This is a genomic window from Chitinivorax tropicus, from assembly GCF_014202905.1.
In the GTDB taxonomy this organism is placed as follows: Bacteria; Pseudomonadota; Gammaproteobacteria; order Burkholderiales; family SCOH01; genus Chitinivorax; species Chitinivorax tropicus.
Map to the genome: position 1 here is coordinate 1 of NZ_JACHHY010000008.1, position 24,028 is coordinate 24,028.

Genomic DNA, 24,028 nt, shown 5'->3' on the forward strand with positions numbered 1-24,028 from the left:
AACCAACAACTCACCCTGGCCAGCCCCACCCAGCTGAAGCTGGTGGCGAACGGCAGCGGGCTGACCTTGAAGGACGGCAACATCCTGATCCAGTGTCCCAAGGCCGCGGTGTTCAAGGCCAGTGTCAAGCAGCAGCTGGGGCCGCAGGGGGCCAGTCATGCGGCGCCTGCGCTGAGCACCAGCAAAATCCAGGGTTGCGCTGAAAAAATACAGGCGGCGGCCAACAACGGGAGCCCCTTCGTCAAATGACTCCACACCTGACTGACCACGACATCGACCGCCTGACCGATCAAGCCATTGCCCAATTGCAACAATGGCTAGCGCACCATGGCAGCCAGCAGCTGGCGCTGCTGATCGATCCGGTGGCTGCTGACCCATTTGCAGAGCAGCTGCATGAGCAAGCGCTGCCCACCGTGCGTTGCCCGTTTCCTGGCAACGATCTGGCCGACGCGCAATACCCCTATCTGGTCTGGTTCGAACATGCGGAGCGGCAAATCCGTTTGATCAACGACAGCCTGCGCCTGGCCATCCACGAGCGGTGTGGCCGCATCGATGGCGAATACGGCGCACGCAGCCTGTGTGCCTGGATCATCCCCGGCACAGGCGAACCGGCGTTGGCCGAGCTGGCCCAACAGATCGGGCGGACTGTTCCAGCGTTCAACCCAGCGGGCGAGCGCATGCTGTTCCGTTATTACGACCCACGCATCACCCCTTTACTGCCAACGTGTCTGTCCGGGCCGAACTGGCGGGCGATGATCAGCCTGCAACACTACCCCTGGCTGACCATGGATGAAGCCTGCACCCTGCAAGCCATATCGCCTGATCCACAAGGCGCGGCACCCTTGCCCCACCTGCAACTGAGCGAGGCGGAAATGGACGCCCTGGCAGTGGTGGGGCTGGCCAACCACCTGGGCCGACTGGTGCCGCAATGGGGGCTGGCTGCCGTGCCCGATGGGCCGCAGCTGCGCACCCTGGCCCAGCAGGCGTTTGGCCTGGGCCTGCAACACCCGGTGGATCAGCTTACGTATGCCTACCACGCATTGCACTGCCACCCGCGATTCACGCGGCACCCGTTGATCCAGCCGCTGTTGCAGCAAGACTCGTTCGCCCAGGCGCTGGCAACGCTGACTGAAACTGAATGGCAGCGCATCGCCCAAGACTGCGCTGCTGAACCCAATCCCCGCTGAGACTGTACATGAGTAAGCCCTGTCACCGCTGTCAACGTAAAGGCTATGCGCTGTTTCCAGTGCTGTATGCCGTGGCCCCCAAAGCGCTCCAGGCCAAGCTGCCCAAGCTGGCTGAACCGTTTGGAGCGGGCATCACCCAGCAGGTGCTGAAACAGCACGACTACTACCTGCGTGGGCTGGAGGCAGGTTATGTGTACCTGCTCTACCCCAACAAACAATGGAAAGGCTATCTGGTCGATCCGGAAGGGTCGATGCTGTACTACCCCAACCTGACACTGGAAGACATGCCTGCCGCGCCACCGGACAAGCCCCTGCGCCAGACCTGCACTAATCAGGCGCACAACAGCCTGCCGGGCCGGGCCCTCTGCATAGAAGACACCCGGGGGCCGGTGTGGATCGCCTTCAGCCGCCACCGCTGGACCAAGGCAGTGCGCGATGGGCACGCCAAGCACCCCGCCGAGCGGATGCAGGCGATCACAGCATTCGACGACAGCCCCTTCGCCCACGCCCTGCCAGCCAGCCCGGCCAATTTGAAACAATGGGTGGCGAATTTTGATGCGGAACGGGTGAGGGCGGTCAATCGGCGCATGGCCAATACCTGGCTGACCGATGATAGCCAGCAGGCCGAGAAGCTCAGCCAGCTCATGCGGCATATGTCACCCAAAGGCAAGCAGGGCTTGATTTTTGCGCTGTCGGACACTGCCGGGATCACACACCAGCTCAATCAGACCCGGCTGTTGGAACAAGCCAAATTATTTGAGTGGCAATCCGACGAAAAACGGGCGTGGAAACGTATCTCGGCGGACTGCATCCAGGCTTTACGAGAGCGGGTGAAGATGAGGAAGCGGGCAGAAATCATCCAGCGGGACACCGGCAAGGAGTGGGGTAAAACCAACAACCCTACCCATGCCAAGCTGGATAACTACCTGCACTATCGAACCGAATTCGACGAGAGAGTCCGAACCAAACAATTACCGGCACACAGCAAATTTCAACCGATCAAAGGTGTGTCCGCATTGGGGCCTGGGCATATCCTGGTGCCGATCGAGCAGAAAGTTGCCGCGCAAAGCCGTTCGGATCTGGAAGACCTGGAAGACCATTACAATGAAAAGGCGCGCAGTCAATTCATCAACGACTACAACAAAACAGTCAGCCTGTTTCAAAAGCGCATCCACGCGCTGGACCAGGACTATGCACAATGGCTGACTCACAAACCCCAGCCTGGCGTACCGACGCTGGCCCAGCTATGCCGCCTGGATTTTGTACCCAATGATGGCAATACCGCCAAGGACTACATCCAGCTGGTCTGCCAGACCACCGAAGGCGGCCCCTTGTCCCAAGCCAGCCTGCCCTGGTTCAAAGCCACCTTGCAGCTAGACCCGACCAGTGAAGACCAAGTCTTGCTGCGGGCCTTGGTGGGCAATAACACCAACCTGCTCAAATTCCTGACCGTAGACAAGCAAGACAAATCCTATGACGTGTTGAAAGCAGTGCTGACCGAAGAAAAGGTCAGCAACAGGCTGGGCAAATATGGCCTGGCCGGGAATGCCGTCTTGGGCGGCTTCGCCAATGGCATTCTGGGTGGCATCTATGGCACCGCACTGATGTTGGAAGGGCTGAAACAACTGGCGGAAGGGGATCGCATCAAATTGGTGCGCTACGTGTCCACCCTGCTTTATATATGGGATGGCACCCAAAGCTATTGTGTGCGTATCAAAACCAAGCTGGGCGACTTGCAGCGGGGCTTTCTGCAGACCGCCTTTGCCCGGCAGGTGCAAGCCAGCGCCTCGCGGATCTCCCGGCGGCTGCAGGGCTTGCCGCGCCTTCCGGCCAATGTGGCGGACGAAGCCACCGATGCGCTGTTCATCACCACCGTGCCACCGGCGCAGCTGGCCGCCCTGTTGCAGCCGCCGCGCTCGTCCCATGCCCGGGCCAGGGTCATCGTCACCTCGGCCTTTGAATATGGGCAGCGGCTGGCGGACAAAGTCAATCTCTCCTTGCCAGCCTGGGGGGCTGATCAGGTCTCCGATCTCACCAGCAAAGCCAGCGTCTTCTCCCGCTCCACCGGCATGCTGTCGGTGGGGGTGCTGATCCTGCAATGGGGGCAGATGACCGACAACCTGAGCAAGGTCACCAGCCTCAGCGGCAACGACAAGCTGATGGCGCTACTGGGCCTGGGCGATGCCTTTGCCAGCTTGCTGGGGGCGGCGGCAGAGATCAGGGGGGAGTGGAAGAGCGCGGTGGCCAAGGTGACAGGTGGGGCTGCCCCGACACAGTTGCTGAATAGGGTGGTGCAGTTCACGGGTGTGATGGGTGCGATTGGTGGGGCGTTTAATGCAGCACAGAGTGCTATATCTGCTCATCACAAGGGGGGCGAGGGTGATATAGATGCTGGGATTTTGCACGGTGCCGCTGCCATCGCCTATGGCGGAGCCGCTGTTTTTAGTGGGGCAATCGGTTTCGGTGCCTCCTCAGCCTTTTTCGGCACCATGCTCGGCCTGGGGCCGGGCGGCTGGGTGGTCTTGCTGACGGTGGTGGCCGTCGGGCTCACCTATGCCGCGCTCAATGCCGAAGACAGCGATGCTGAGAAATACGTGGCCCGCAATGCCTTCTGGAGCACCAGCTCGCGCACCGACCCACGCTTCAAAAGCTGGCGCGAAGAGGCCTCGGCCTTCAACGCCATCTGGTACGAGGTCAAGGTCGATTTCAGCTGGGGCGACACGCTCTCGGGCAGCACCGGGCTGGGCCGCGACACCGTCACCCTCAAATTCACCATCAATGGCCGCACCGGGCAAGACGGCTGGCGTTACCGCATCTGGCTGACCAACCAGCGAGGGCAGGAACAGCAAGTATTGGTCAACCGGCATGCGGTGCCAGCCTGGTCAGTGCAGCCCACCCAGGCCATGACGCTTGGACAGGGCTGGGGCAAGCACCCGGCAGAGATCGAAGAGAAGGACGGGCAATGGGTGTTGACGCACACGCTGGATGTCGATGACGATGTCTTCCACAAGGCCCGGCTGCAGCTGGAATACTACCCCCACCACCAAGACCTGCACGATATGGCCATCTTCAACCTGTCCGATAGCGATTGATCCAATATGCCACGTTCTCATCACCCTGGGCTTGCCACCCACCCCGGCCCACCGCAGCCCGTTCCCTACCGTGACGGCGATGCAGCCGTCACCTATGGCCGCCAGACCGTGTCCGGCCCCCACTGCAGCAGTGGCGGCGAGGTGCGCCATGTCTACCCAGATGCGATGGAGCTGGGTGGGCTGCGGAGGAGCGGGGCGGGGTTTGGGATCTTGGGTTGCATAATTAGTACCATACCTGTCTTTTCTTCGTTTTTTCTTATAGTTACAATTTTCGAACAATTTGCTCGATTAGAACGTGTGAATGGCGTCTATGCCGCAGCCTTGTTGTTCTTCCTTGCTGCAATCGGTGTCTTTACGTGCGCTGCTATAGTATTTGGCCGACTCGACCTCTTCTCCTACCGAGACGAACCGATTCTATTCAACCGAGCCAGCCGCAAGCTGCACATCTTCCGGCGCCGCTTCAAATGGACCCGCCCCTTCAGCAGATGGCCGGTGGTGATCGACAGCTATGACTGGGACTGCGTGCGTGGGGAAGTCAAAGGCGGAGCAGTGCTGATGGGCACTGTGCCAACCACCCGCTTCCAGCTCTATCTGGCCATTGCCGACCGGCCAGGTAGTGACACCATCATCGACCGGGTGCCGGTGGGGGGTCCCTCACTGGGTAAAGACCACTTCCAACCACTCTGGGAGCACATCCGCCAATATATGGAAGCCGACGGCCCGCCGCTGCAAGCTGGCGACAGCCTGTCCAGGCACACCCAGTTCTCCCACCGTATGGCGTGGGCAGCAGGCTTTTTCTTTCTCGACCCGGACTATAAAAACCAAGTGCCAAGCCGGCTCGGTCGAGCCATCGGCATCACCACCAATCTGCTGATTGCCCCCTTCGCCATGATCCCTGGCCTGCTCGCCTGGCTCAGCGGGCTGAGCGGTCGTGATCCCTGGTGGCCAGACGACGTACTGGCGGCAGCCGGTGGCCCACCCTTGTCCGAGCCCGCCGCACTGGCCTTGCGCCCGGCTGCGCCAACCGCAGGGCAGGTGGGCTGACAGCGGGCTGGGCCGCGACACCGTCACCCTCCAATTCACCCTCAATGGCCGCACCGGGCAAGACGGCTGGCGTTACCGCATCTGGCTGACCAACCAGCGAGGGCAGGAACAGCAAGTATTGGTCAACCGGCATGCGGTGCCAGCCTGGTCAGTGCAGCCCACCCAGGCCATGACGCTTGGACAGGGCTGGGGCAAGCACCCGGCAGAGATCGAAGAGAAGGACGGGCAATGGGTGTTGACGCACACGCTGGATGTCGATGACGATGTCTTCCACAAGGCCCGGCTGCAGCTGGAATACTACCCACACCACCAAGACCTGCACGATATGGCCATCTTCAACTTGTCCGATAGCGATTGATCCAATATGCCACGTTCTCATCACCCAGGGCTTGCCACCCACCCCGGCCCACCGCAGCCCGTTCCCTACCGTGACGGCGATGCAGCCGTCACCTATGGTCGCCAGACCGTGTCCGGCCCCCACTGCAGCAGCGGCGGTGAGGTGCGCCATGTCTACCCGGATGCGATGGAGCTGGGTGGGCAGCGGAGGAGTGGGGCGGGGTTTGGGGTTGCTGGTTTAGTAATCAATCTTATCGCCGTTGGTATGTTCTCTGCCCTTCTTCTTCAAACTTTTGGGCAAATTACTAAATTTTGGCGGGTGGATGCTTTTGATATTGCTTTTTTGTTACTTAGTTTTTTCTCAATATGTATTTTTGGATGCGTTGCTGTAGTGTTTGGCCGACTCGACCTCTTCTCCTACCGAGACGAACCGATTCTATTCAACCGAGCCAGCCGCAAGCTGCACATCTTCCGGCGTCGCTTCAAATGGACCCGCCCCTTCAGCAGATGGCCGGTGGTGATTGATACCTATGACTGGGACTGCGTGCGTGGGGAAGTCAAAGGCGGAGCAGTGCTGATGGGCACTGTGCCAACCACCCGCTTCCAGCTCTATCTGGCCATTGCCGACCGGCCAGGCAGTGACACCATCATCGACCGGGTGCCGGTGGGAAGCCCCTCACTGGGCAAAGACCACTTCCAACCACTCTGGGAGCACATCCGCCAATATATGGAAGCCGACGGCCCGCCGCTGCAAGCTGGCGACAGCCTGTCCAGGCACACCCAGTTCTCCCACCGTATGGCGTGGGCAGCAGGCTTTTTCTTTCTCGACCCGGACTATAAAAATCAAGTGCCAAGCCGGCTCGGTCGAGCCATCGGCATCACCACCAATCTGCTGATTGCCCCCTTCGCCATGATCCCTGGCCTGCTCGCCTGGCTCAGCGGGCTGAGCGGTCGTGATCCCTGGTGGCCAGACGACGTACTGGCGGCAGCCGGTGGCCCACCCTTGTCCGAGCCCGCCGCGCTGGCCTTGCGCCCGGCTGCGCCACCCGCAAGGCAGGTGGGCTGACGGCGGGCTGGGCCGCGACACCGTCACCCTCAAATTCACCCTCAATGGCCGCACCGGGCAAGACGGCTGGCGTTACCGCATCTGGCTGACCAACCAGCGAGGGCAGGAGCAGCAAGTATTGGTCAACCGGCATGCGGTGCCAGCCTGGTCAGCGCAGCCCGCCCAGGCGATGACGCTTGGACAGGGCTGGGGCAAGCACCCGGCACAGATCGAAGAGAAGGACGGGCAATGGGTGTTGACGCACACGCTGGATGTCGATGACGATGTCTTCCACAAGGCCCGGCTGCAGCTGGAATACTACCCACACCACCAAGACCTGCACGATATGGCCATCTTCAACCTGTCAGATAGCGATTGATCCAATATGCCACGTTCTCATCACCCTGGGCTTGCCACCCACCCCGGCCCACCGCAGCCCGTTCCCTACTGTGACGGCGATGCCGCCCTCACCTATGGCCGCCAGACCGTGTCCGGCCCCCACTGCAGCAGCGGCGGTGAGGTGCGCCATGTCTACCCGGATGCGATGGAGTTGGGTGGGCTGCGGAGGAGCGGGGCGGGGTTTGGGGTTGGGGGTGGGATAGTTTGTCTAATTGGCTGCGTTGGAGGAGGAGTACTGGGTTTAGCAGCTGAAATAAACCATCTAGTTCGTGGTGTAGATTTGCAAACTCTCTTTGCAATCGCTTTTTCTAGCTTCGTATCATTGATATTTTTTTGTGCAGCTACCACTTTTTTCCGACTCGACCTCTTCTCCTACCGAGACGAACCGATTCTATTCAACCGAGCCAGCCGCAAGCTGCACATCTTCCGGCGCCGCTTCAAATGGACCCGCCCCTTCAGCAGATGGCCAGTGGTGATCGACAGCTATGACTGGGACTGCGTGCGTGGTGAAGTCAAAGGCGGTGCAGTGCTGATGGGCACCGTGCCAACCACCCGCTTCCAGCTCTATCTGGCCATTGCCGACCGGCCAGGCAGTGACACCATCATCGACCGGGTGCCGGTGGGGGGCCCCTCACTGGGCAAAGACCACTTCCAACCACTCTGGGAGCACATCCGCCAATATATGGAAGCCGACGGCCCACCCCTGCAACACGGAGACACCCTGTCCCGGCACACCCGGTTCTCCCACCGCATGGCATGGTCAGCAGGCTTTTTCTTTCTCGACCCGGACTATAAAAACCAAGTGCCAAGCCGGCTCGGTCGTGCCATCGGCATCACCACCAATCTGCTGATTGCCCCCTTCGCCATGATCCCTGGCCTGCTCGCCTGGCTCAGTCAATTGAGCGGTCGCGAGCCCTGGTGGCCAGATGACGTACTGGCGGCAGCCGGTGGCCCACCCTTGTCCGAGCCCGCCGCGCTGGCCTTGCGCCCGGCTGCGCCACCCGCAGGGCAGGTGGGCTGACGGCGGGCTGGGCCGTGACACCGTCACCCTCAAATTCACCATCAATGGCCGCACCGGGCAAGACGGCTGGCGCTATCGCATCTGGCTGACCAACCAGCGAGGGCAGGAGCAGCAAGTATTGGTCAACCGGCATGCGGTGCCAGCCTGGTCAGTGCAGCCCACCCAGGCCATGACGCTTGGACAGGGCTGGGGCAAGCACCCGGCAGAGATCGAAGAGAAGGACGGGCAATGGGTGTTGACGCACACGCTGGATGTCGATGACGATGTCTTCCACAAGGCCCGGCTGCAGCTGGAATACTACCCCCACCACCAAGACCTGCACGATATGGCCATCTTCAACCTGTCAGATAGCGATTGATCCAATATGCCACGTTCTCATCACCCTGGGCTTGCCACCCACCCCGGCCCACCGCAGCCCGTTCCCTACCGTGACGGCGATGCAGCCGTCACCTATGGTCGCCAGACCGTGTCCGGCCCCCACTGCAGCAGCGGCGGCGAGGTGCGTCATGTCTACCCGGATGCGATGGAGCTGGGTGGGCAGCGGAGGAGCGGGGCGGGGTTTGGGGTTGCTGGCTTGATTATGGGCTTAACTGTTATTTTAATGAGTCTTCATGAATTAATTTTGGAAATTGGAAGAATTTCAAAATATCATAATAATGATATATTTATAGATATTTTTATGTCGCTTGTTATTATAGCGATTGCATTTGTCTTCGCTGCAACCATGGGAAGACTCGACCTCTTCTCCTACCGAGACGAACCGATTCTATTCAACCGAGCCAGCCGCAAGCTGCACATCTTCCGGCGCCGCTTCAAATGGACCCGCCCCTTCAGCAGATGGCCAGTGGTGATCGACAGCTATGACTGGGACTGCGTGCGTGGTGAAGTCAAAGGCGGAGCAGTGCTGATGGGCACTGTGCCAACCACCCGCTTCCAGCTCTATCTGGCCATTGCCGACCGGCCAGGCAGTGACACCATCATCGACCGGGTGCCGGTGGGGGGCCCCTCACTGGGTAAAGACCACTTCCAACCACTCTGGGAGCACATCCGCCAATATATGGAAGCCGACGGCCCGCCGCTGCAAGCTGGCGACAGCCTGTCCAGGCACACCCAGTTCTCCCACCGTATGGCGTGGTCAGCAGGCTTTTTCTTTCTCGACCCGGACTATAAAAACCAAGTGCCAAGCCGGCTCGGTCGAGCCATCGGCATCACCACCAATCTGCTGATTGCCCCCTTCGCCATGATCCCTGGCCTGCTCGCCTGGCTCAGCGGGCTGAGCGGTCGTGATCCCTGGTGGCCAGATGACGTACTGGCGGCAGCCGGTGGCCCACCCTTGTCCGAGCCCGCCGCACTGGCCTTGCGCCCGGCTGTGCCAACCGCAGGGCAGGTGGGCTGACAGCGGGCCGCGACACCGTCACCCTCAAATTCACCATCAATGGCCGCACCGGGCAAGACGGCTGGCGTTACCGCATCTGGCTGACCAACCAGCGAGGGCAGGAGTAGCAAGTATTGGTCAACCGGCATGCGGTGCCAGCCTGGTCAGCGCAGCCCGCCCAGGCCATGACGCTTGGACAGGGCTGGGGCAAGCACCCGGCACAGATCGAAGAGAAGGACGGGCAATGGGTGTTGACGCACACGCTGGATGTCGATGACGATGTCTTCCACAAGGCCCGGTTGCAGCTGGAATACTACCCACACCACCAAGACCTGCACGATATGGCCATCTTCAACCTGTCAGATAGCGATTGATCCAATATGCCACGTTCTCATCACCCTGGGCTTGCCACCCACCCCGGCCCACCGCAGCCCGTTCCCTACCGTGACGGCGATGCCGCCCTCACCTATGGCCGCCAGACCGTGTCCGGCCCCCACTGCAGCAGCGGCGGTGAGGTGCGCCATGTCTACCCGGATGCGATGGAGCTGGGTGGGCAGCGGAGGAGCGGGGCGGGGTTTGGAATTATGGGTGGAATTATCGGTCTACTGGGGTTTTCCGGGGCATTGCTTGCTGCGTATTTCATATTTACCTCTTTAACTAAGAAGCTAATTATTTCCGAGCTATTTTTTCTATTTGTATTTCTCATAGCTGTATTTATTTTCCTATGTGCAGCAGTAGCTGCATTCCGACTCGACCTCTTCTCCTACCGAGACGAACCGATTCTATTCAACCGAGCCAGCCGCAAGCTGCACATCTTCCGGCGTCGCTTCAAATGGACCCGCCCCTTCAGCAGATGGCCGGTGGTGATCGACAGCTATGACTGGGACTGCGTGCGTGGTGAAGTCAAAGGCGGTGCAGTGCTGATGGGCACCGTGCCAACCACCCGCTTCCAGCTCTATCTGGCCATTGCCGACCGGCCAGGTAGTGACACCATCATCGACCGGGTGCCGGTGGGGGGCCCCTCATTGGGCAAAGACCACTTCCAACCACTCTGGGAGCACATCCGCCAATATATGGAAGCCGACGGCCCGCCGCTGCAAGCTGGCGACAGCCTGTCCAGGCACACCCAGTTCTCCCACCGTATGGCATGGTCAGCGGATTTTTCTTTTCTGGACCCGGACTATAAAAATCAAGTGCCAAGCCGATTTGATCGAATCTTCTTCACCACTTTGAGTTTATTGGCTTTTCCCTTTACATTTTGGATGGGCTTGTTCACCTGGCTCAGCCAATTGAGCGGTCGCGATCCCTGGTGGCCAGATGACGTACTGGCGGCAGCCGGTGGCCCACCCTTGTCCGAGCCCGCCGCACTGGCCTTGCGCCCGGCTGTGCCACCCGCAGGGCCGGCGGGCTGACGGCTGACAATATTGGGTGGAGTGGTGCGCTCATCTGCTTTTTTCAGGCGGGGTGCACGCCACCATGGATGAAGGTTTTGGCGCCGATTTTGCAATAGCGGTGGGTGAAGAATGTCCAGGGCTGGCTGAGGGTGTGCTGGCCAAAGGTGGTGGCTTCGAATGACTGGTTGGGGCTGTCAAAGGCGATGCGGTAACTTGTGGGCTCAATCAGTTGGACATCGCGGCCCAGGTCTGAGATCAAGAGATTGCGTTGTAGTTTTTGCTGTTGTTGCCGGGCCATGTCGATGCCTAGGTCGCCGACCGCGTTGCCTGCGTTGGCGCAGTTGACATGGGCCACGCGTTGTACGCCGTTTCCTGCGTATGTGCCGATTCCGAATGTGCAGCCGTTCATCGGCTGGGTGAACACATACTTGGCCTCGTTACCCAAGGTGACATCTTTCAGCCGGTTTTTGGTGAAAGGACACCAATAAGCAGAGATGCGGGGCGAGGTGGAGGTCGCGACATTGTTGACTTTATACAGGCCGAACACCCTTCCACCTGGTTTGTTCATGACCTTGTAGCCTTCCTCTGTGGTGAGGTCGATGACGCTGATGTCAAATAGTGTGGACATTTCGTTTTCGGCAATGCCTACCATCACAATGTGCGATTCCATAAATGCCTTGGGGTTATCGCAAAAAGCCTGGATGTAATTCATGGTGTCTCCTCTTATTCATTGGGTCTGTGATGTAGGGATTGTTCCGGCAACATCAGCGGTGTGCAGGTTCTGTTGACATAAACCCTGATCGACAGAGCCTGCAGTGGGGTGGGTGGTTCAATTTCATATGTAGTTGTTCTGCTTCTCAATTGAAAGCGCTTGTTGGCAAGCCATTGATTATGAAAGGATGGGTTGCTTTTCATGACGCTGTGTGGGCTGTGTCGGGGCTGGCCTATGCATTCGTGACAGGGTGACCCAAACTGGCAGCATGCGATAAGACAGCTGCGCTGCAATCGTAAAAAAGAGCTGGCGTGGTTACCGACTGGTTGTGGGGGCGGCGATCGGATTGCCATGGATTGGTGCCGGATGGGGTGGGGTAAGACATCGGCCAATGTCGATACAGTGGGAAACCTCGGCGCGGATGCGCTATGCTGCATCTAATCGACCCCAATACAGGATCTGTCCCAACCCATGGCGGGCTTACAGGTACCCACATTTGAGCAGGCAGCATTGGCGGCGGCCTTGGCATACCGTTATACGGTGGGGGCTGCGCTGTTGGTGGACTGGTTACCCAAGCGTACCCGGATTCTGCACCTGCGCCTGCAGACGGAGGATCGTTATGTCACGGTGGATGCGGATGGCGACTGCTATGTGATCAAGGATCGGACAGAGCCCTACACAGTATTTGCGCATGTGACTTTGCTGGATCTGGTGGATGGCAAGGTGCGTTACTTGGTGCAACACACCTTGGGTGAGGCGCTTTACACATGGGATGGCGCGGAGATCGCGCTGACGTTGAATGAAAACAGTGGTCTGGTTCCGCCTGCGCATGTCTTGCATTGTCGTGTGGTGGACGATCTGCCCGCCAAATAGGCGGGCTTGAGCGACGGCTGGCTCCTGATGCTGGCTGGCCGCTACAATGTCGGGCTTTGATGTTGCTGGAGCCTGACTGATGTTGATGGTGATTTCCCCTGCGAAAACGCTCGATTACACCTCCCCGCCTTGTACCTCGTCGTTTACCTTGCCTGAGTCGTTGGACCAATCCGCTGAGCTGATTGCGTTGCTCCGCCAGCGATCCCCTGCGGAAATCAGCGCACTGATGGACATCAGCGATGAGCTGGCGGTGTTGAATGTAGGGCGTTACCAGAGTTGGCAGCCAGACTTTGCGCCAAACAACGCCAAGCAAGCGATGCTGGCATTCATGGGTGATGTGTATGAGGGATTGCAGGCGCAGACGTTGAGCCCGCCGCAGCTCGACTACCTGCAATGCAATCTGCGGATTCTGTCCGGGCTGTATGGGTTGTTGAGGCCGTTGGATCTGATGCAGCCCTACCGGCTGGAGATGGGAACCAAGCTGGCCAACCCGCGTGGCAAGGATCTGTATGCATTCTGGGGAGCACGTTTGACCGAGCGCCTGAATGAGCGGCTGGTTGATGATCCAGTGTTGGTCAATCTCGCCTCCGACGAATATTTCAAAGCCATCAAACCCAAGCTGTTGAAGGCCCGTGTGATCACACCTGTGTTTCAGGACTGGAAAAATGGTCAGTACAAGATCATCAGCTTCTACGCCAAACGCGCCAGGGGGCTGATGGTGCGCTATGCGGCCACTCGGGAGGTGACTGCGCCAGAGGTGTTGAAAGGCTTTGATCTGGAAGGGTACGCCTGGTCGGAAGAGGCATCCACGGCGGATACCTGGGTCTTTCGGCGCGATCTGGCCCGATAGCGAAAAAAAGAAGCCGCCCAAGGGCGGCCCAATTACAGGGATAGTCAGTGAGGAAGAGACGCAAAACGCGTCATGAAGCTATCGAAGGGTAAGACTGGCTGTTTTCTGGATGGTTCCAGGGAATTTGTAAATTTCTGTCAAAGGGCATGAGCAAGTGAGAGCGTTGTTGCAGCGGGTCAGTGAGGCGGCTGTCCGGGTCGATGGCGAGGTCGTGGGCCAGATCGATGCCGGGTTGTTGGTGCTGGTGGGGATTGAGGAAGCGGATACGATCGAGGATATCGATTGGCTGGCGCGCAAATTGGTCAATCTGCGGGTATTCAATGATGAGCAGGGTGTGATGAATCGGTCTGTATTGGACGTCGGCGGCGGCGTCCTTGCTGTCAGCCAGTTCACGTTGCACGCCAGTTGCCGGAAAGGTAACCGCCCCAGCTACAGCCGGGCTGCCAAGGGGGCGGTGTCGGAACCGATGTATCAGCAATTCTGTCGAACAGTGGGCCAGCTATTGGATCGGCCCGTTGCACAGGGGCGCTTTGGCGCAGATATGAAGGTCAGCTTGGTCAACGATGGCCCGGTCACGATCTGGCTGGATTCCAAACAGCCAGAATGATTTTGGCAAAGACGATGGGTTGCAGTTGTGGTGCCTGAAACAAAAACGGCTGAAACATCTCACTGGTCGGAAATCTGGAGAAGAGCACGGGCCTCGTCGCTGACCCATTGGTTGCTGTGCCTGAATCTGGTGGGTGCGCTGGTGCCCTTGTTGCATTCCGGTGCCTCGCATTCATTCACCATGATTGAGAGCGGGGCCAACTATGCGCCATTGACCCTGACAGGTGATCACTGGCGGCTGTTGAGCAGTTTGTTTCTACATGGCGGGGTCATCCACCTTGGCTTGAACATGCTGATGCTGATCATCATCGGCCCCATCTACGAGGCATACTGGGGGGGCCGCCGGGCTTGGTTGCTCTATCTGGCTTCGGGCATGTTGGCGGCGTTGGCCAGCGCACTGTGGTATGGCAATCGGCAGGTCACCCAGACTGAGTGGGTGTTCATGATCCCGATCCAGGTATCCGGCATCCAGCCGGTGGTCAGCATGGGCGCCTCGGGCGCACTGATGGGGCTGATCGGCTCCCATTTCGGTGCGGTACTGGCCAAACAGTTCAACAGGCAGGTGCGGGAGATCCAAGGTGCCTCGCTGAAGGAAGATGCCTGTGTGGTCGGGTCAACGCTGATTTTCGGTCTGCTGATCCCTGCCATGGATAACGCCGCCCATCTGTTCGGTTGGCTGTCAGGCGGAATGATCGGATTGCTCTGGGCGCAAAGCGAGCAACGGCCAGGTTTGATCAGCCGGGGCGCGGAAGGGTTGATCATCGCGCTCATGCTGGTGCTGCTGATCAGCCCTTTTCCGCAAAGTTGGGCCAGTCAGGAGCTACGCTCCTATCGGGAGGCCTACTGGCCTGCCGAAGCAGGCCAATATGAGCGAGGCGCAGCAGATATACATCGGCAGTAGATACGGCCAATGTGATTGGCTCGTGCTGCGTGGCAGGTTGCTCAGCGCTGCTGGATAGCACGCCGGACAAATTCCCCTGCGGGTTTGAGGGTGTTGGCAGACCAATCGCCCCGACTGCAAGTGCCTGTTTTCCAGACAGCACCGGAGCGGAAATCGTCCGAGTAGTTCCAATTTGCCCAACTGATTTTGTGTTGAGCCATGAAATCCAGGTATTTCTGCGCCATGGTGAAGTCATTGGGCCCATCGCCGCTGGCCTGCTGTGTACCCCATTCGGTGACAAAGACCGGCAGGCGGGCTGCTCCCCACTTCAGGGCGTTCAGGTATGTTTCACCATGCTCCCCCGCATAGAAGTGGAAGGTGTACATGATGTTGCGGTACCGGACCGGGTCATCCACGATATCCTGTGCCGAGCGACCATCCGAGACACCGAATGAGCCCCAGCCGTGGGTGCCGATCAAAATGAGGGCATCGGGGTCGATCGCGCGGATGACGGGGATGATCTTCTCGCCGTATTCCCTGATCTGTGACCAGCTTACCCCGTTGGGCTCATTGGCCACATCGTAGATGATGTTTTTCTGCCCGCCATATTTCTTGGCAATGTGGGAGAAGAAGGTCTTGGCGTGAGCCAGATTGTGGTTGGGGTCTCCGGGGCTGAGTTGGTGCCAGTCGATCAGCGCGTACATACCCCGCTTGGTCGCCTCATCGATCAAACGCTCGACCTGTGCAGTAAAGCCTGCCGGGTCGGTTTCATAGCCGTCTTCTTGGATGTACATCGAAATCCGCAGCAGATCGGCCTTCCAGTCTTTGGCCAGGGCATCCAGCGAGCCTGCGGTCAGGCACTTACCCCAACCATACCATTGGATGCCATGTGAGCTCATGCCGCGCAGCTGGACAGTTTCATTCCGCTCGTTGCAGAGATGAAGGTTATCGCTGCATACCCGCAGTTGCCCGTGGCGTTCGACTGGGGTTCCACTTGGGGTCGGCGTGGGGGTGGGTGTCTGGGCCGGTTTGAGCGCGAATTGCTGAGAAACTCCGCCATGGCAAGCGGCTTGGGTGAGCTGTGTACCGTCGTGCCCTGGGCCGGCCTCAATACACAAGCCGCTATGCGCAGCGCGGATTGTGTAGTTTGCACCCTGTGCCACGAATTGAAAGCGTTGATGCGCTCCGCCATTGTCCGTCCACTGCGTCAGGCCCGCGCCTGGCGTGGTTTTTCGCCCAGAGACATCCCAAGACTTCTGACTATTGCTGTTGAGAATGCGGTACTGGCCAGAAGTCGTCTGGCTGATCTCAAATGACTGTGCGGCGGTGCTGTTGCAGGTGCGTAGCTGTAATTTGGCAGCGTTGGCGGTGCTGGCGCCTTCAACGGCGACGCATTTGTTCGCACTGACCGATTGAAGCACATGGCGGCCACTGATATTGACCGGGCTTGGCGTGGGTTGTGGCGCTGCAGTGTCGATCAGCTGCCACAAACCCGGTGTGGCGAGTGGGTTCCAGTTGGCACCGATATGAGCCGTATGGGTGGCCAGTGCCCGGTAGGTGCGCCCCTCATAGCGAGCAATGTCGCCAGTGGTATAGGTTTTGCCCTCTTGCCAGTCCTGGGGCTGCTGAGCTGTCTCGGCGTGCTGATGCTCTTGAGCATGGGTCGGCAGCGAGATGCTGCCAATGCTCAGGCCAGTCGCCATCAACAGCATCTGCATGATTGGATTGAGCCGCATGATGGTTCCTTTTGAAAATCAGCAGGCATTGTTGAGTGTTGACTATGACAAGTAAATAAGTGAATTTGCTTACCGGCAAGGTGGGAGGCTGCTATAAAGGAAACGCTGCCATTGTCACCTTGAACAACAGACATGCAGCGATGCCTCGTGAGCCGCAGGGGAAGTTACCGCCCAGCAGCCCATTGCTTGTTGAAACAACTATTTATCAGATGCCAGACGGATGGTTTGGTGGTCAGCGATAACGGGATGTCGTTGTCAACAAATCACCCGGGCGGCCTGGGGTGATAAAAACATTCCGACGGATGGTAGGGCGGCTCGGTGAAGCTTGTCATCAAGGAAGATCTGACAAATCAGAAGGTTGCTTTGTGCCATATCACACATTTGTTTCAATAGTACCTAAATCCATGAACGCGAATTTAGTAAATTATGATGTTATGTGATATACGGTAGGCGCATTTTTTATGATGTGGATAACCCTAATGAAAAACAAAAGTACCCTTTACAAGGCCTTGGCCGTATCGGCGTGTGTGGCTGCCGGTGCACTGTTGACTGGCGCAGGCTCGCCCCAGCCGGGTGAGGCCGGTGGCCCCAAGCGCCCAGTCAAGGCGCTGATCATCAGCATGTTCGAGCCCGAAGCCAAGCCCTGGCTGGATAAGCTCAACCTGACGCAGGAATACGCTGTTCCCGGCCTGTCGCCGGATTTTCCGACTGTGCGCTGCAATAAAGACGATGTCTGCCAGATGACCACTGGCATGGGGCATGCGAATGCGGCGGCATCGATGGCGGCCTTGGTGTTCAGCGGGCGCTTTGATTTGTCGAAAAGCTATTTCCTGATTGCAGGTATTGCTGGCATCGATCCCAAGCAGGGTACATTGGGTACGGCAACCTGGTCACGCTATCTGGTGGATTTCAGTATCGCTTGGGAGCTGGATTCCCGCTCCATCCCCAGCAGCTGGACGACCGGCTATTTTGGCATCAACACCAAAGGCCCGGGTATCAAACCACCGCTGGATTACAAGACAGAAGTCTTCCAGCTGAACGAGGCGTTGTTGCAAAAGGCGCTGGCCTTGTCCAAGAACGCACAGCTGGACGACAGTGATGTTGCCAAAGCGTATCGAGTCAAGTACGGCTTTGCGCCAGCCAACCAGCCGCCAACCGTCGTACAGTGCGACACGCTGGCGGGTGATACTTGGTGGCATGGCGAGCTGCTGGGCAAGCAAGCTGAGGAGTGGACCAAGCTGTTGACCGATGGCAAGGGTACCTACTGCACCACACAGCAGGAAGACAACGCGACCTACGAGGCGTTGAAACGCGGTGCCAATGAGGGCCTGCTGGACATCAATCGTGTGGCAGTGTTGCGCACGGCTGCCAACTTTGATCGCCCACATAAAGGGCAATCAGCGTATGAATCGCTGGCGCTGACTGACTCTGGCGGTTTTGTTCCATCAACCAATAACCTTTATCGGGCTGGTTGGCCGCTGATCAACGATATCGTTACCAATTGGGAGCAGTGGAAGTCTGGTGTACCGCGCTAAGCGCGATGTTTCAAGACGGATGTAAACCACGCTCGCACAGGAATCATTATGAAATACCCCACCTTTTTGAAAGCAGCCGGTCTGCCCGTGGCGGCCACGATGCTCGCCGCGCTCACCACCGGTTGCGTCTCAATGAATAACACCAGTGGCAATGAAGGCCGACCGGTCAAGGCCATGGTGATCAGCATGTTTGCGCCGGAAAGTGAGCCTTGGGTCAAGAAGATGAATCTGACCGAGGAAATCCGCGTGCCCGGCCTGTCGCCTGATTACCCGGTTGTCCGTTGCAATGCGTCGGATGTGTGCAATGTGGTCACCGGCATGGGCCACGCCAATGCCGCTGCCACCATGATGGCGTTGATCCAGAGCGGCAAGTTCGATCTGAGCAAGACTTATTTCCTGATCGCGGGGATTGCAGGCATCGACCCGAACCAAGGCACCTTGGGCTCCGCAGCCTGGGCGCGCTTCATGGTCGATTATGGGATCGCCTGGGAAATCGACGCCCGTGAGATGCCCAAGGACTGGGAATATGGTTACTTCGGCATCTTTACCAAGGGCCCCAACGAAAAGCCCAAGCCGGATTACCGCACTGAGGTGTTTGAGCTGAATACCGCGCTGATGCAAAAGGCACTGGAGCTGTCGAAAAACGTCAAGCTGGATGACAGCAACGAAGCCAAGGCCTTCCGTGCGAAATACCCGTCTGCCCCGGCCAACCAGCCGCCGAAGGTCATCCAGTGCGACACCGCCACCAGTGGCACTTGGTTTGCAGGGAATGTATTGGGTAAACGTGCGCAGGACTGGGTCAAGCTGATGACCGACGGCAAAGGTACCTATTGCACGACCCAACAGGAAGACAACGCGACATTTGAAGTATTGAAGCGGGGTGCCACCATGGGCCGCCTCGATATCAATCGTGTTGCGGTGCTGCGTACCGGTGCGGATTTCGACCGTCCTTACCCAGGCCAATCCGATGTCGAAGGCTTGGTGGAGTACGCCGCGCAAGGTGGCTTTGAGCCAGCCCGCTGGAACCTGTACCACGCAGGAAGCCCGTTGATCAACGATATCGTCGCCAATTGGTCAAGTTGGTCGGCGGGCGTGCCGCGCTGATGCCATTCCCTGTCAACAACCTGTTGAGGGGTAGCAACAAAAAAACCGCTGGCTTGCCAGCGGTTTTTCAATGATCGGTGTGGCGCCAGATGCAGTGCCGACCAGGAAGGCACACCGAGGCAGCCTAATCGCGGAACTGCCCATCCCGCTTCTGCATCGAGGCCATGATGGCCTCTTGAATATCTGCTGACATCAGCATCGCTGCGTTCCAGCCAGCGACGAAATCCAGGCCATCCGCCACCGAATGATCCCGCGAGTAGTTGAGCACCTGCTTGGTGCCACGCATGACCAACGGGGATTTTCTGGCGATATCCGCTGCAATGGACATGACCGACTGTAACAAGGTGTCACGATCAGCAAAGCTGCGGTTGGCCAGCCCCAGCTGAACGGCTTCGGTGCCGCTGACCCGGCGGCAGGTATAGGCCAGCTCGCGCGCTTGCCCCTCTCCGATCAAACGCGGCAAGCGTTGCAGGGTGCCGACGTCGGCTACCAGGCCCATATCCGCTTCTTTGACGCAGAAATAGGCGTCGTCAGTGGTGTAGCGCATGTCAGCAGCGCAGATCAGATCCACCCCGCCACCGACGCAGGCGCCGTGGATGGCCGCCAGCACCGGCTTGCGGCAACGCTCAAGCGCGGTCAGGCAGTCTTGCAGGTCAACGATGATACGGCGCAGCTTTTCGCGTGATCGCGCTTCGCAAGGGTCTTCGATACGGGCTTTGAGCCCCATCATCATCATCAGGTCGATGCCGGAGCAGAAGTGTTTGCCATTCCCGGCCAGAACCGCCACCCGGGCGGCGGGCTCGTCATCGATCCAATCGAAAGCCTGACGGATATCCGCCCACATGCGCTCATCCATGGCATTGGCTTTGTCCGGGCGGTTCAATTCAACCAGGGCGATGTGGTTTTCCAGCGTAATCTTGATGGTGTCGAGCTGCATTGTGGATTCTCCTGTCATGAGCGTTTCTTGGGCACCCACGCCCAGATCATTTCACATTGGATGGGGGACTCGCCGGACGCATCCGTGATGACGACGGGTACGCTGACTTCGCCTTTCTCCAGTGTGGTGATGGCGATGATCTGATCTTCGCGCAAGGCGGCAACGGCTTTCATGTCGCCTTGCGCACGTTTGAGGTAATCCACCTTCAAGGTTTTGATCAGAGGCAGCTTGTCGTCTGGTAAATGCATGCCCACTGCGAAGCCAGTGGCTGTTTCTGCCAATAAGGCCATGGCTGCGGCATGCACGCCTTTGATGTGATTCTGCACCCGGCGCCGGTTTTTGATCGACACCACGACCTGCGCCTGTGAAATATGCTCGAAGCGGAGCTTGGCGGTGCCCAGAAAAGGGACGACATTGCCCAGCAGAAAGCTTTGCAGGCTGGGCTTCATGCCACTTGGCAGCCCGTCCAGCTTGCCGACAAGCCGGGTCATTTGATTACTGGTTGCCATTTCGCTCTCCATGATGATGTGTTTTGTCGGTTGGTTGCCAAGCGGGGCTGTCTGGCAGTGGGCGTGCTTTGTCGCCAGTGGGCATGATCTAGGCGAGCTGCCCACCCGCACCTAGCCCAAGCCGGATCTGTTTGATGATGTCGTCGAGAATCGTCGAGTTCTCCATGACCCGTGCGACCTGCAGGCCACCTTGTAGCGCAGCCATGATGGTGGAGGCCCGATCACGTGGTATGCCTTTGAAGCGAAAATACCCCTTGTTCTGGCCTTCGATCAGGATCAACTCGGCCCAGGCCAGCAGCTCTTGCATGAATGCCTGGGTTTCCGCCTGCATTTCCGGCGGCAAGACCAGATATTCCGCCGAGAGTACGCCCGTTGGACAGATCCGCTGATTTTGATCGTAGTAACGAACCACCAGGTCGAAATACCACTCCAGCTTTTGCCAAGGGTCACCCGCCAGGGTTTCCTGCTGGGCGGTCCATCGTGCAAAACGGCGGCGATAGCGCTGGATCAGCGCCACGCCCAGATCCGTCTTGGATGGGAAGTGGTAATGGATGGCGGCATTCTTGACACCTAGCGTGGCCGAGATGTGCTGATAGCTGAAGGCAGAGAAGCTGCGGGTCAGCAATAGCTCTTCGGCCAGATCAAGAATGCGCTTTTTGGTATCGGTTTTGGCTGGCGCAGACATGCATTTGACTGTACTTACTGATCAGTAAGTTGTCAATTGCCCGGCTTGACGCATGGCGCTGCTGAATCGAAATGCAATATGGCGGATGCTGGCGTCGTCACCTGCCGTCAGAGAGGAAAGGCGAGTGTGATTCAAGACAGGCTTCGCGGGCGCACGCAGCTCAGGCCGCGTAACGTCACCACATCAAGATCGGCTGGCAGCGCCGCCCGCCATATCATGGTGGGCAATCGGCCAAGTTGACCTCGCTGCCTTTGATATCAGCAGAGATACCTGCCAAGCGGCTGCCAGTGGCTTCGTCGCCCTGTGGGATGATCAGGCTGGCGAAGCGCAGGGTTTCCCGTACGCCCACCCGCGCACTTTTCACGCCTTTTTCCTGTACCACATCCAAGCGTTGTTTGGCGGCTTCCAAAGTCGAATACACACCTAGCGAGATGGCGTTGCGCCAGCGCCCGGCATCATTCACGATGAAGAAATCCTGCTCGGAAAGGCCCAGGGCCTGCAATTCCTCGGTTTTTCTGTGTGCATCGGACAGCGAGGGTTGCGGGAGCATGTACACCCAGAACCGCTTCTTGCTTTCAATCCGTGGGTTGCCGATGGGTTTGCCGATCTGCAGGGTGTCCAGCAGCTGCTTGGCACGGGCGAGATCCGGTAGCGGGATCGATTCCCAGCGGAGGCACTGCTGGGTTGTATTCGTTGGCGTGCCAGCCTCGGCGACAGGCGCGCTCGTTGCCTCGGTGGCCGCTGCCTTGTCCTCAGTCGATGGTGTCGTTGGGGCCTTGTCGGCATCGGCAGGCTTGGGGGCTTCGGCCAGCAGTTTCGCACGTTCCGCATGCACCTCCCGCTGGTGCCAGTCTTGGGCAGGGGGCTCTGACAGGTGGGTGTAGCCGAACACCAGCAAGTTGGCAATCAGCAGTGCGATAAACAGCCATTTCATTCGAGTGCAATCCTTAACAGACCTTCCAATACCAGATTATCGACCAAGATGGCGGGTAATGAGAGGTGCGGTTGTAACAATGGCCCATCTCCGCCAGACAAGACACAGCAGGCCGGTGCCACGTCTGCCTGATCCATTTCGAGCTGCATGCGCAAGATGGCACCAAGCAAGGCTTGAAGTATGCCGCCATGAATGGCGTCTGCGGTGTTGGTGGGGAAGGGCTGGTAATGACCCTGGCGGCGTCCTAAATCCGCCGTGCCTTGTGCAAGAGCGTTTTGCATCAGCCGAAAACCGGGAACGATGATGCCGCCCAGGAACTGACCTGATGCTGTCAGCGCGTCGACAGTCATGGCGGTGCCCAGATTGACCACCAGGCAGTGTTGTCCAGCCAGCTTCCTGGCGGCCAGCAGCGCCGCCCAGCGATCCGCACCGAGCTGGCTGGGCGTGGCGTAGTGGTTTTGTACATCAAGCCGCTGGCTACTGGGTGTCAGCCACTCGATGGTGAGGCCATGGCGAGCCAGCATGGTTTCCAGTTGGGCTTTGACTGCTATACCTGCGACATTTGAGCCCACCACGCGTTGGATGGCTGGCAGCGCTGACCATGCCGTGTGTAGGCCATCCAGCGCGTCCAGATTGGCGTGGCCGCGGTCAAGCCAGTTCTGGCCATTGTGCAGCGCCCATTTCACGCGGGTATTGCCAGCGTCGATCAGCAAGTGGCAAGGGGTGTGGGGCATGGGTTGGGTGCTCATCGGCGCTGGCGCAGGCTCAGCTCGCCAGCGTGAATCCGCTCGATACCGGCGGCATCTTCGACAATCAAGGCGCCATCGGCATCCACTCCCCGCACCACGACCGTCCGGCGGACACCGGCTGGCGAGAGCAGCTCGACCTGCTGTTGGTGGAATAGATGGGCGGTCTGCCACGCCGCTTGCAGTGCGGCGAATCCGCGTTGTTCGAAGATCTGCATGACTTCATCCAGGGTGTGCAGAATGCCCGCCAGAATGTGATTGCGAGAGACAGGCGACGCCAAGGCGCTGGCCACATCTGTCACGGCTTGATCGATGTGGGCCTGCGTGTCGGCAGACAGCTTGCAGTTCAGCCCGATACCGATGACCGCACAGGATGGGCCCAGCGAGTCACCTTGTACCTCGATCAAGATGCCGGCCAGTTTGCGATCGTTCAGTAACACATCGTTTGGCCATTTCAAGCCCGCCTCGGTCACGCCCAGCTCGCGCAGTGCCTTGATCAGCGCCAAGCCGACCGCCAGGCTCAGGCCAGACAGGTGCGCAATGCCTTGCTGAAACCGCCACAATACTGAAAAGGCCAGACTGCCGCCCAGCTCACTGACCCAGGCCCGCCCCAGGCGGCCACGTCCTGCTGTCTGTTGTTCGGCAGCCAATACGGTGCGGTGCGGCGCTCCGACTGCTGCTTGCTGCATCAGCACGGTATTGGTGGAGCTGATCTGATCCTGCACATGGAGATGATAAGGCTGGGACAAGTCCGCCAGCCCACCTTGGATGGCGGTGGTATCCAGCCAATCGATCGGGTTGGGCAGCCGATAGCCACGCCCTCTGACCGAATACAGGGTGATACCGGCAGCTTCGACGCCTTGCAGCGCCTGCCAGATGCTGGCACGCGATAGATCGAGCTGGCGGGCAAGGGCTTCTCCTGAATGGAACTGACCATCAGACAGTAGGCGGAGGACGTTGAAGCTGTGGGCGTTCAAGGCGGATGTCGTGTTTATTTGATCTGGTGGCGAATGGTAGCACAGCCATGA

The 24,028-nt window shown here is 58.9% G+C and carries 26 protein-coding genes; 18 read left to right on the plus strand and 8 right to left on the minus strand.

All coding sequences use genetic code 11. From position 1 onward, the window contains the following. From HNQ59_RS07505 to HNQ59_RS07560, 12 genes are all read left to right on the plus strand, one after another. Positions 1-249, plus strand: a 249-nt coding sequence (locus tag HNQ59_RS07505) for a hypothetical protein (protein ID WP_184037266.1), incomplete at its 5' end; no start/stop codon positions are given. Beyond that, a complete protein-coding gene (locus HNQ59_RS07510) occupies positions 246-1,187 on the plus strand; it encodes a hypothetical protein (RefSeq protein WP_184037270.1) in 942 nt (313 codons plus the stop codon). The genes HNQ59_RS07505 and HNQ59_RS07510, both read left to right, overlap by 4 nt. A gap of 8 nt (positions 1,188-1,195) precedes the next feature. Then, positions 1,196-4,279 carry a T6SS effector BTH_I2691 family protein gene (locus HNQ59_RS07515; RefSeq protein ID WP_184037273.1) on the plus strand — a complete coding sequence of 1,028 codons (3,084 nt, stop codon included), beginning with the start codon at positions 1,196-1,198 and terminating at the stop codon, positions 4,277-4,279. A 6-nt stretch (positions 4,280-4,285) separates the two neighbouring features. Beyond that, positions 4,286-5,323 carry a DUF6708 domain-containing protein gene (locus HNQ59_RS07520; RefSeq protein ID WP_184037276.1) on the plus strand — a complete coding sequence of 346 codons (1,038 nt, stop codon included), beginning with the start codon at positions 4,286-4,288 and terminating at the stop codon, positions 5,321-5,323. Next, positions 5,250-5,681, plus strand: a complete 432-nt coding sequence (locus tag HNQ59_RS07525) for a hypothetical protein (protein ID WP_184037279.1) — start codon at positions 5,250-5,252, stop codon at positions 5,679-5,681. Before HNQ59_RS07520 ends, HNQ59_RS07525 begins: the two co-directional genes overlap by 74 nt. A gap of 243 nt (positions 5,682-5,924) precedes the next feature. Beyond that, positions 5,925-6,725 carry a DUF6708 domain-containing protein gene (locus HNQ59_RS07530; RefSeq protein ID WP_343074218.1) on the plus strand — a complete coding sequence of 267 codons (801 nt, stop codon included), beginning with the start codon at positions 5,925-5,927 and terminating at the stop codon, positions 6,723-6,725. Further along, positions 6,652-7,083 (plus strand): hypothetical protein, encoded by a 432-nt coding sequence (locus HNQ59_RS07535; protein WP_184037285.1) that lies wholly within the window; start codon positions 6,652-6,654, stop codon positions 7,081-7,083. Before HNQ59_RS07530 ends, HNQ59_RS07535 begins: the two co-directional genes overlap by 74 nt. Before the next feature lie 342 nt (positions 7,084-7,425). Further along, entirely contained in the window at positions 7,426-8,124 is a 699-nt protein-coding gene (locus HNQ59_RS07540; protein WP_184037288.1) for a DUF6708 domain-containing protein, read from the plus strand. Continuing rightward, positions 8,051-8,482, plus strand: a complete 432-nt coding sequence (locus HNQ59_RS07545; RefSeq protein WP_184037291.1) for a hypothetical protein — start codon at positions 8,051-8,053, stop codon at positions 8,480-8,482. The genes HNQ59_RS07540 and HNQ59_RS07545 overlap by 74 nt, the downstream gene beginning before the upstream one ends. Before the next feature lie 321 nt (positions 8,483-8,803). Then, positions 8,804-9,520 (plus strand): DUF6708 domain-containing protein, encoded by a 717-nt coding sequence (locus HNQ59_RS07550; RefSeq protein WP_184037294.1) that lies wholly within the window; start codon positions 8,804-8,806, stop codon positions 9,518-9,520. 113 nt (positions 9,521-9,633) lie between these two features. After that, positions 9,634-9,873, plus strand: coding sequence for a hypothetical protein (locus HNQ59_RS07555; RefSeq protein WP_184037296.1), 240 nt, complete (start codon positions 9,634-9,636; stop codon positions 9,871-9,873). A gap of 6 nt (positions 9,874-9,879) precedes the next feature. Next, a complete protein-coding gene (locus HNQ59_RS07560) occupies positions 9,880-10,911 on the plus strand; it encodes a DUF6708 domain-containing protein (protein WP_184037298.1) in 1,032 nt (343 codons plus the stop codon). Positions 10,912-10,954: 43 nt separating this feature from the next. Here the strand turns inward: HNQ59_RS07560 and HNQ59_RS07565 are convergent, their stop codons facing one another. Next, positions 10,955-11,605, minus strand: a complete 651-nt coding sequence (locus tag HNQ59_RS07565) for a hypothetical protein (RefSeq protein WP_184037301.1) — start codon at positions 11,603-11,605, stop codon at positions 10,955-10,957. A 471-nt stretch (positions 11,606-12,076) separates the two neighbouring features. On the opposite strand from HNQ59_RS07565, the gene HNQ59_RS07570 reads away from it, so the two are divergent. From HNQ59_RS07570 to HNQ59_RS07585, 4 genes are all read left to right on the plus strand, one after another. Beyond that, positions 12,077-12,478, plus strand: coding sequence for a hypothetical protein (locus HNQ59_RS07570; RefSeq protein WP_184037304.1), 402 nt, complete (start codon positions 12,077-12,079; stop codon positions 12,476-12,478). Positions 12,479-12,557: 79 nt separating this feature from the next. After that, on the plus strand, positions 12,558-13,328 hold the full coding sequence (yaaA, locus tag HNQ59_RS07575; RefSeq protein ID WP_184037306.1) for a peroxide stress protein YaaA: 771 nt from the start codon (positions 12,558-12,560) through the stop codon (positions 13,326-13,328). A 154-nt stretch (positions 13,329-13,482) separates the two neighbouring features. After that, positions 13,483-13,935: a D-aminoacyl-tRNA deacylase gene (gene dtd / locus HNQ59_RS07580; protein WP_184037309.1), complete on the plus strand. Its 453-nt coding sequence runs from the start codon at positions 13,483-13,485 to the stop codon at positions 13,933-13,935. 30 nt (positions 13,936-13,965) lie between these two features. Next, complete coding sequence (locus tag HNQ59_RS07585; RefSeq protein ID WP_184037311.1) at positions 13,966-14,835, plus strand: rhomboid family intramembrane serine protease; 870 nt, start codon at positions 13,966-13,968, stop codon at positions 14,833-14,835. Positions 14,836-14,876: 41 nt separating this feature from the next. Here HNQ59_RS07585 and HNQ59_RS19600 read toward each other — a convergent pair whose 3' ends face one another. Next, positions 14,877-16,550 carry a cellulase family glycosylhydrolase gene (locus HNQ59_RS19600; RefSeq protein ID WP_246490900.1) on the minus strand — a complete coding sequence of 558 codons (1,674 nt, stop codon included), beginning with the start codon at positions 16,548-16,550 and terminating at the stop codon, positions 14,877-14,879. 479 nt (positions 16,551-17,029) lie between these two features. Between HNQ59_RS19600 and HNQ59_RS07595 the strand changes: the two genes are divergently transcribed. Continuing rightward, positions 17,030-18,085, plus strand: a complete 1,056-nt coding sequence (locus HNQ59_RS07595; RefSeq protein WP_184037314.1) for a purine-nucleoside phosphorylase — start codon at positions 17,030-17,032, stop codon at positions 18,083-18,085. Positions 18,086-18,184: 99 nt separating this feature from the next. Further along, the gene (locus tag HNQ59_RS07600; protein ID WP_246490907.1) at positions 18,185-19,189 is read left to right on the plus strand and encodes a purine-nucleoside phosphorylase; all 1,005 of its coding nucleotides are present in this window, start codon (positions 18,185-18,187) and stop codon (positions 19,187-19,189) included. 124 nt (positions 19,190-19,313) lie between these two features. Here HNQ59_RS07600 and HNQ59_RS07605 read toward each other — a convergent pair whose 3' ends face one another. From HNQ59_RS07605 to HNQ59_RS07630, 6 genes are all read right to left on the minus strand, one after another. Continuing rightward, a complete protein-coding gene (locus HNQ59_RS07605) occupies positions 19,314-20,126 on the minus strand; it encodes a crotonase/enoyl-CoA hydratase family protein (protein WP_184037319.1) in 813 nt (270 codons plus the stop codon). 14 nt (positions 20,127-20,140) lie between these two features. Next, positions 20,141-20,635, minus strand: coding sequence for a DUF4442 domain-containing protein (locus HNQ59_RS07610; protein WP_184037322.1), 495 nt, complete (start codon positions 20,633-20,635; stop codon positions 20,141-20,143). An 88-nt stretch (positions 20,636-20,723) separates the two neighbouring features. Then, a complete protein-coding gene (locus HNQ59_RS07615) occupies positions 20,724-21,320 on the minus strand; it encodes a TetR/AcrR family transcriptional regulator (RefSeq protein WP_184037325.1) in 597 nt (198 codons plus the stop codon). 214 nt (positions 21,321-21,534) lie between these two features. Beyond that, on the minus strand, positions 21,535-22,254 hold the full coding sequence (locus HNQ59_RS07620) for a hypothetical protein (RefSeq protein ID WP_184037327.1): 720 nt from the start codon (positions 22,252-22,254) through the stop codon (positions 21,535-21,537). Next, positions 22,251-22,988: a type III pantothenate kinase gene (locus HNQ59_RS07625; protein WP_184037330.1), complete on the minus strand. Its 738-nt coding sequence runs from the start codon at positions 22,986-22,988 to the stop codon at positions 22,251-22,253. The genes HNQ59_RS07620 and HNQ59_RS07625 overlap by 4 nt, the downstream gene beginning before the upstream one ends. Positions 22,989-22,999: 11 nt before the next feature. Continuing rightward, positions 23,000-23,977, minus strand: a complete 978-nt coding sequence (locus HNQ59_RS07630) for a biotin--[acetyl-CoA-carboxylase] ligase (protein WP_184037333.1) — start codon at positions 23,975-23,977, stop codon at positions 23,000-23,002. Positions 23,978-24,028 lie beyond the last annotated feature (51 nt).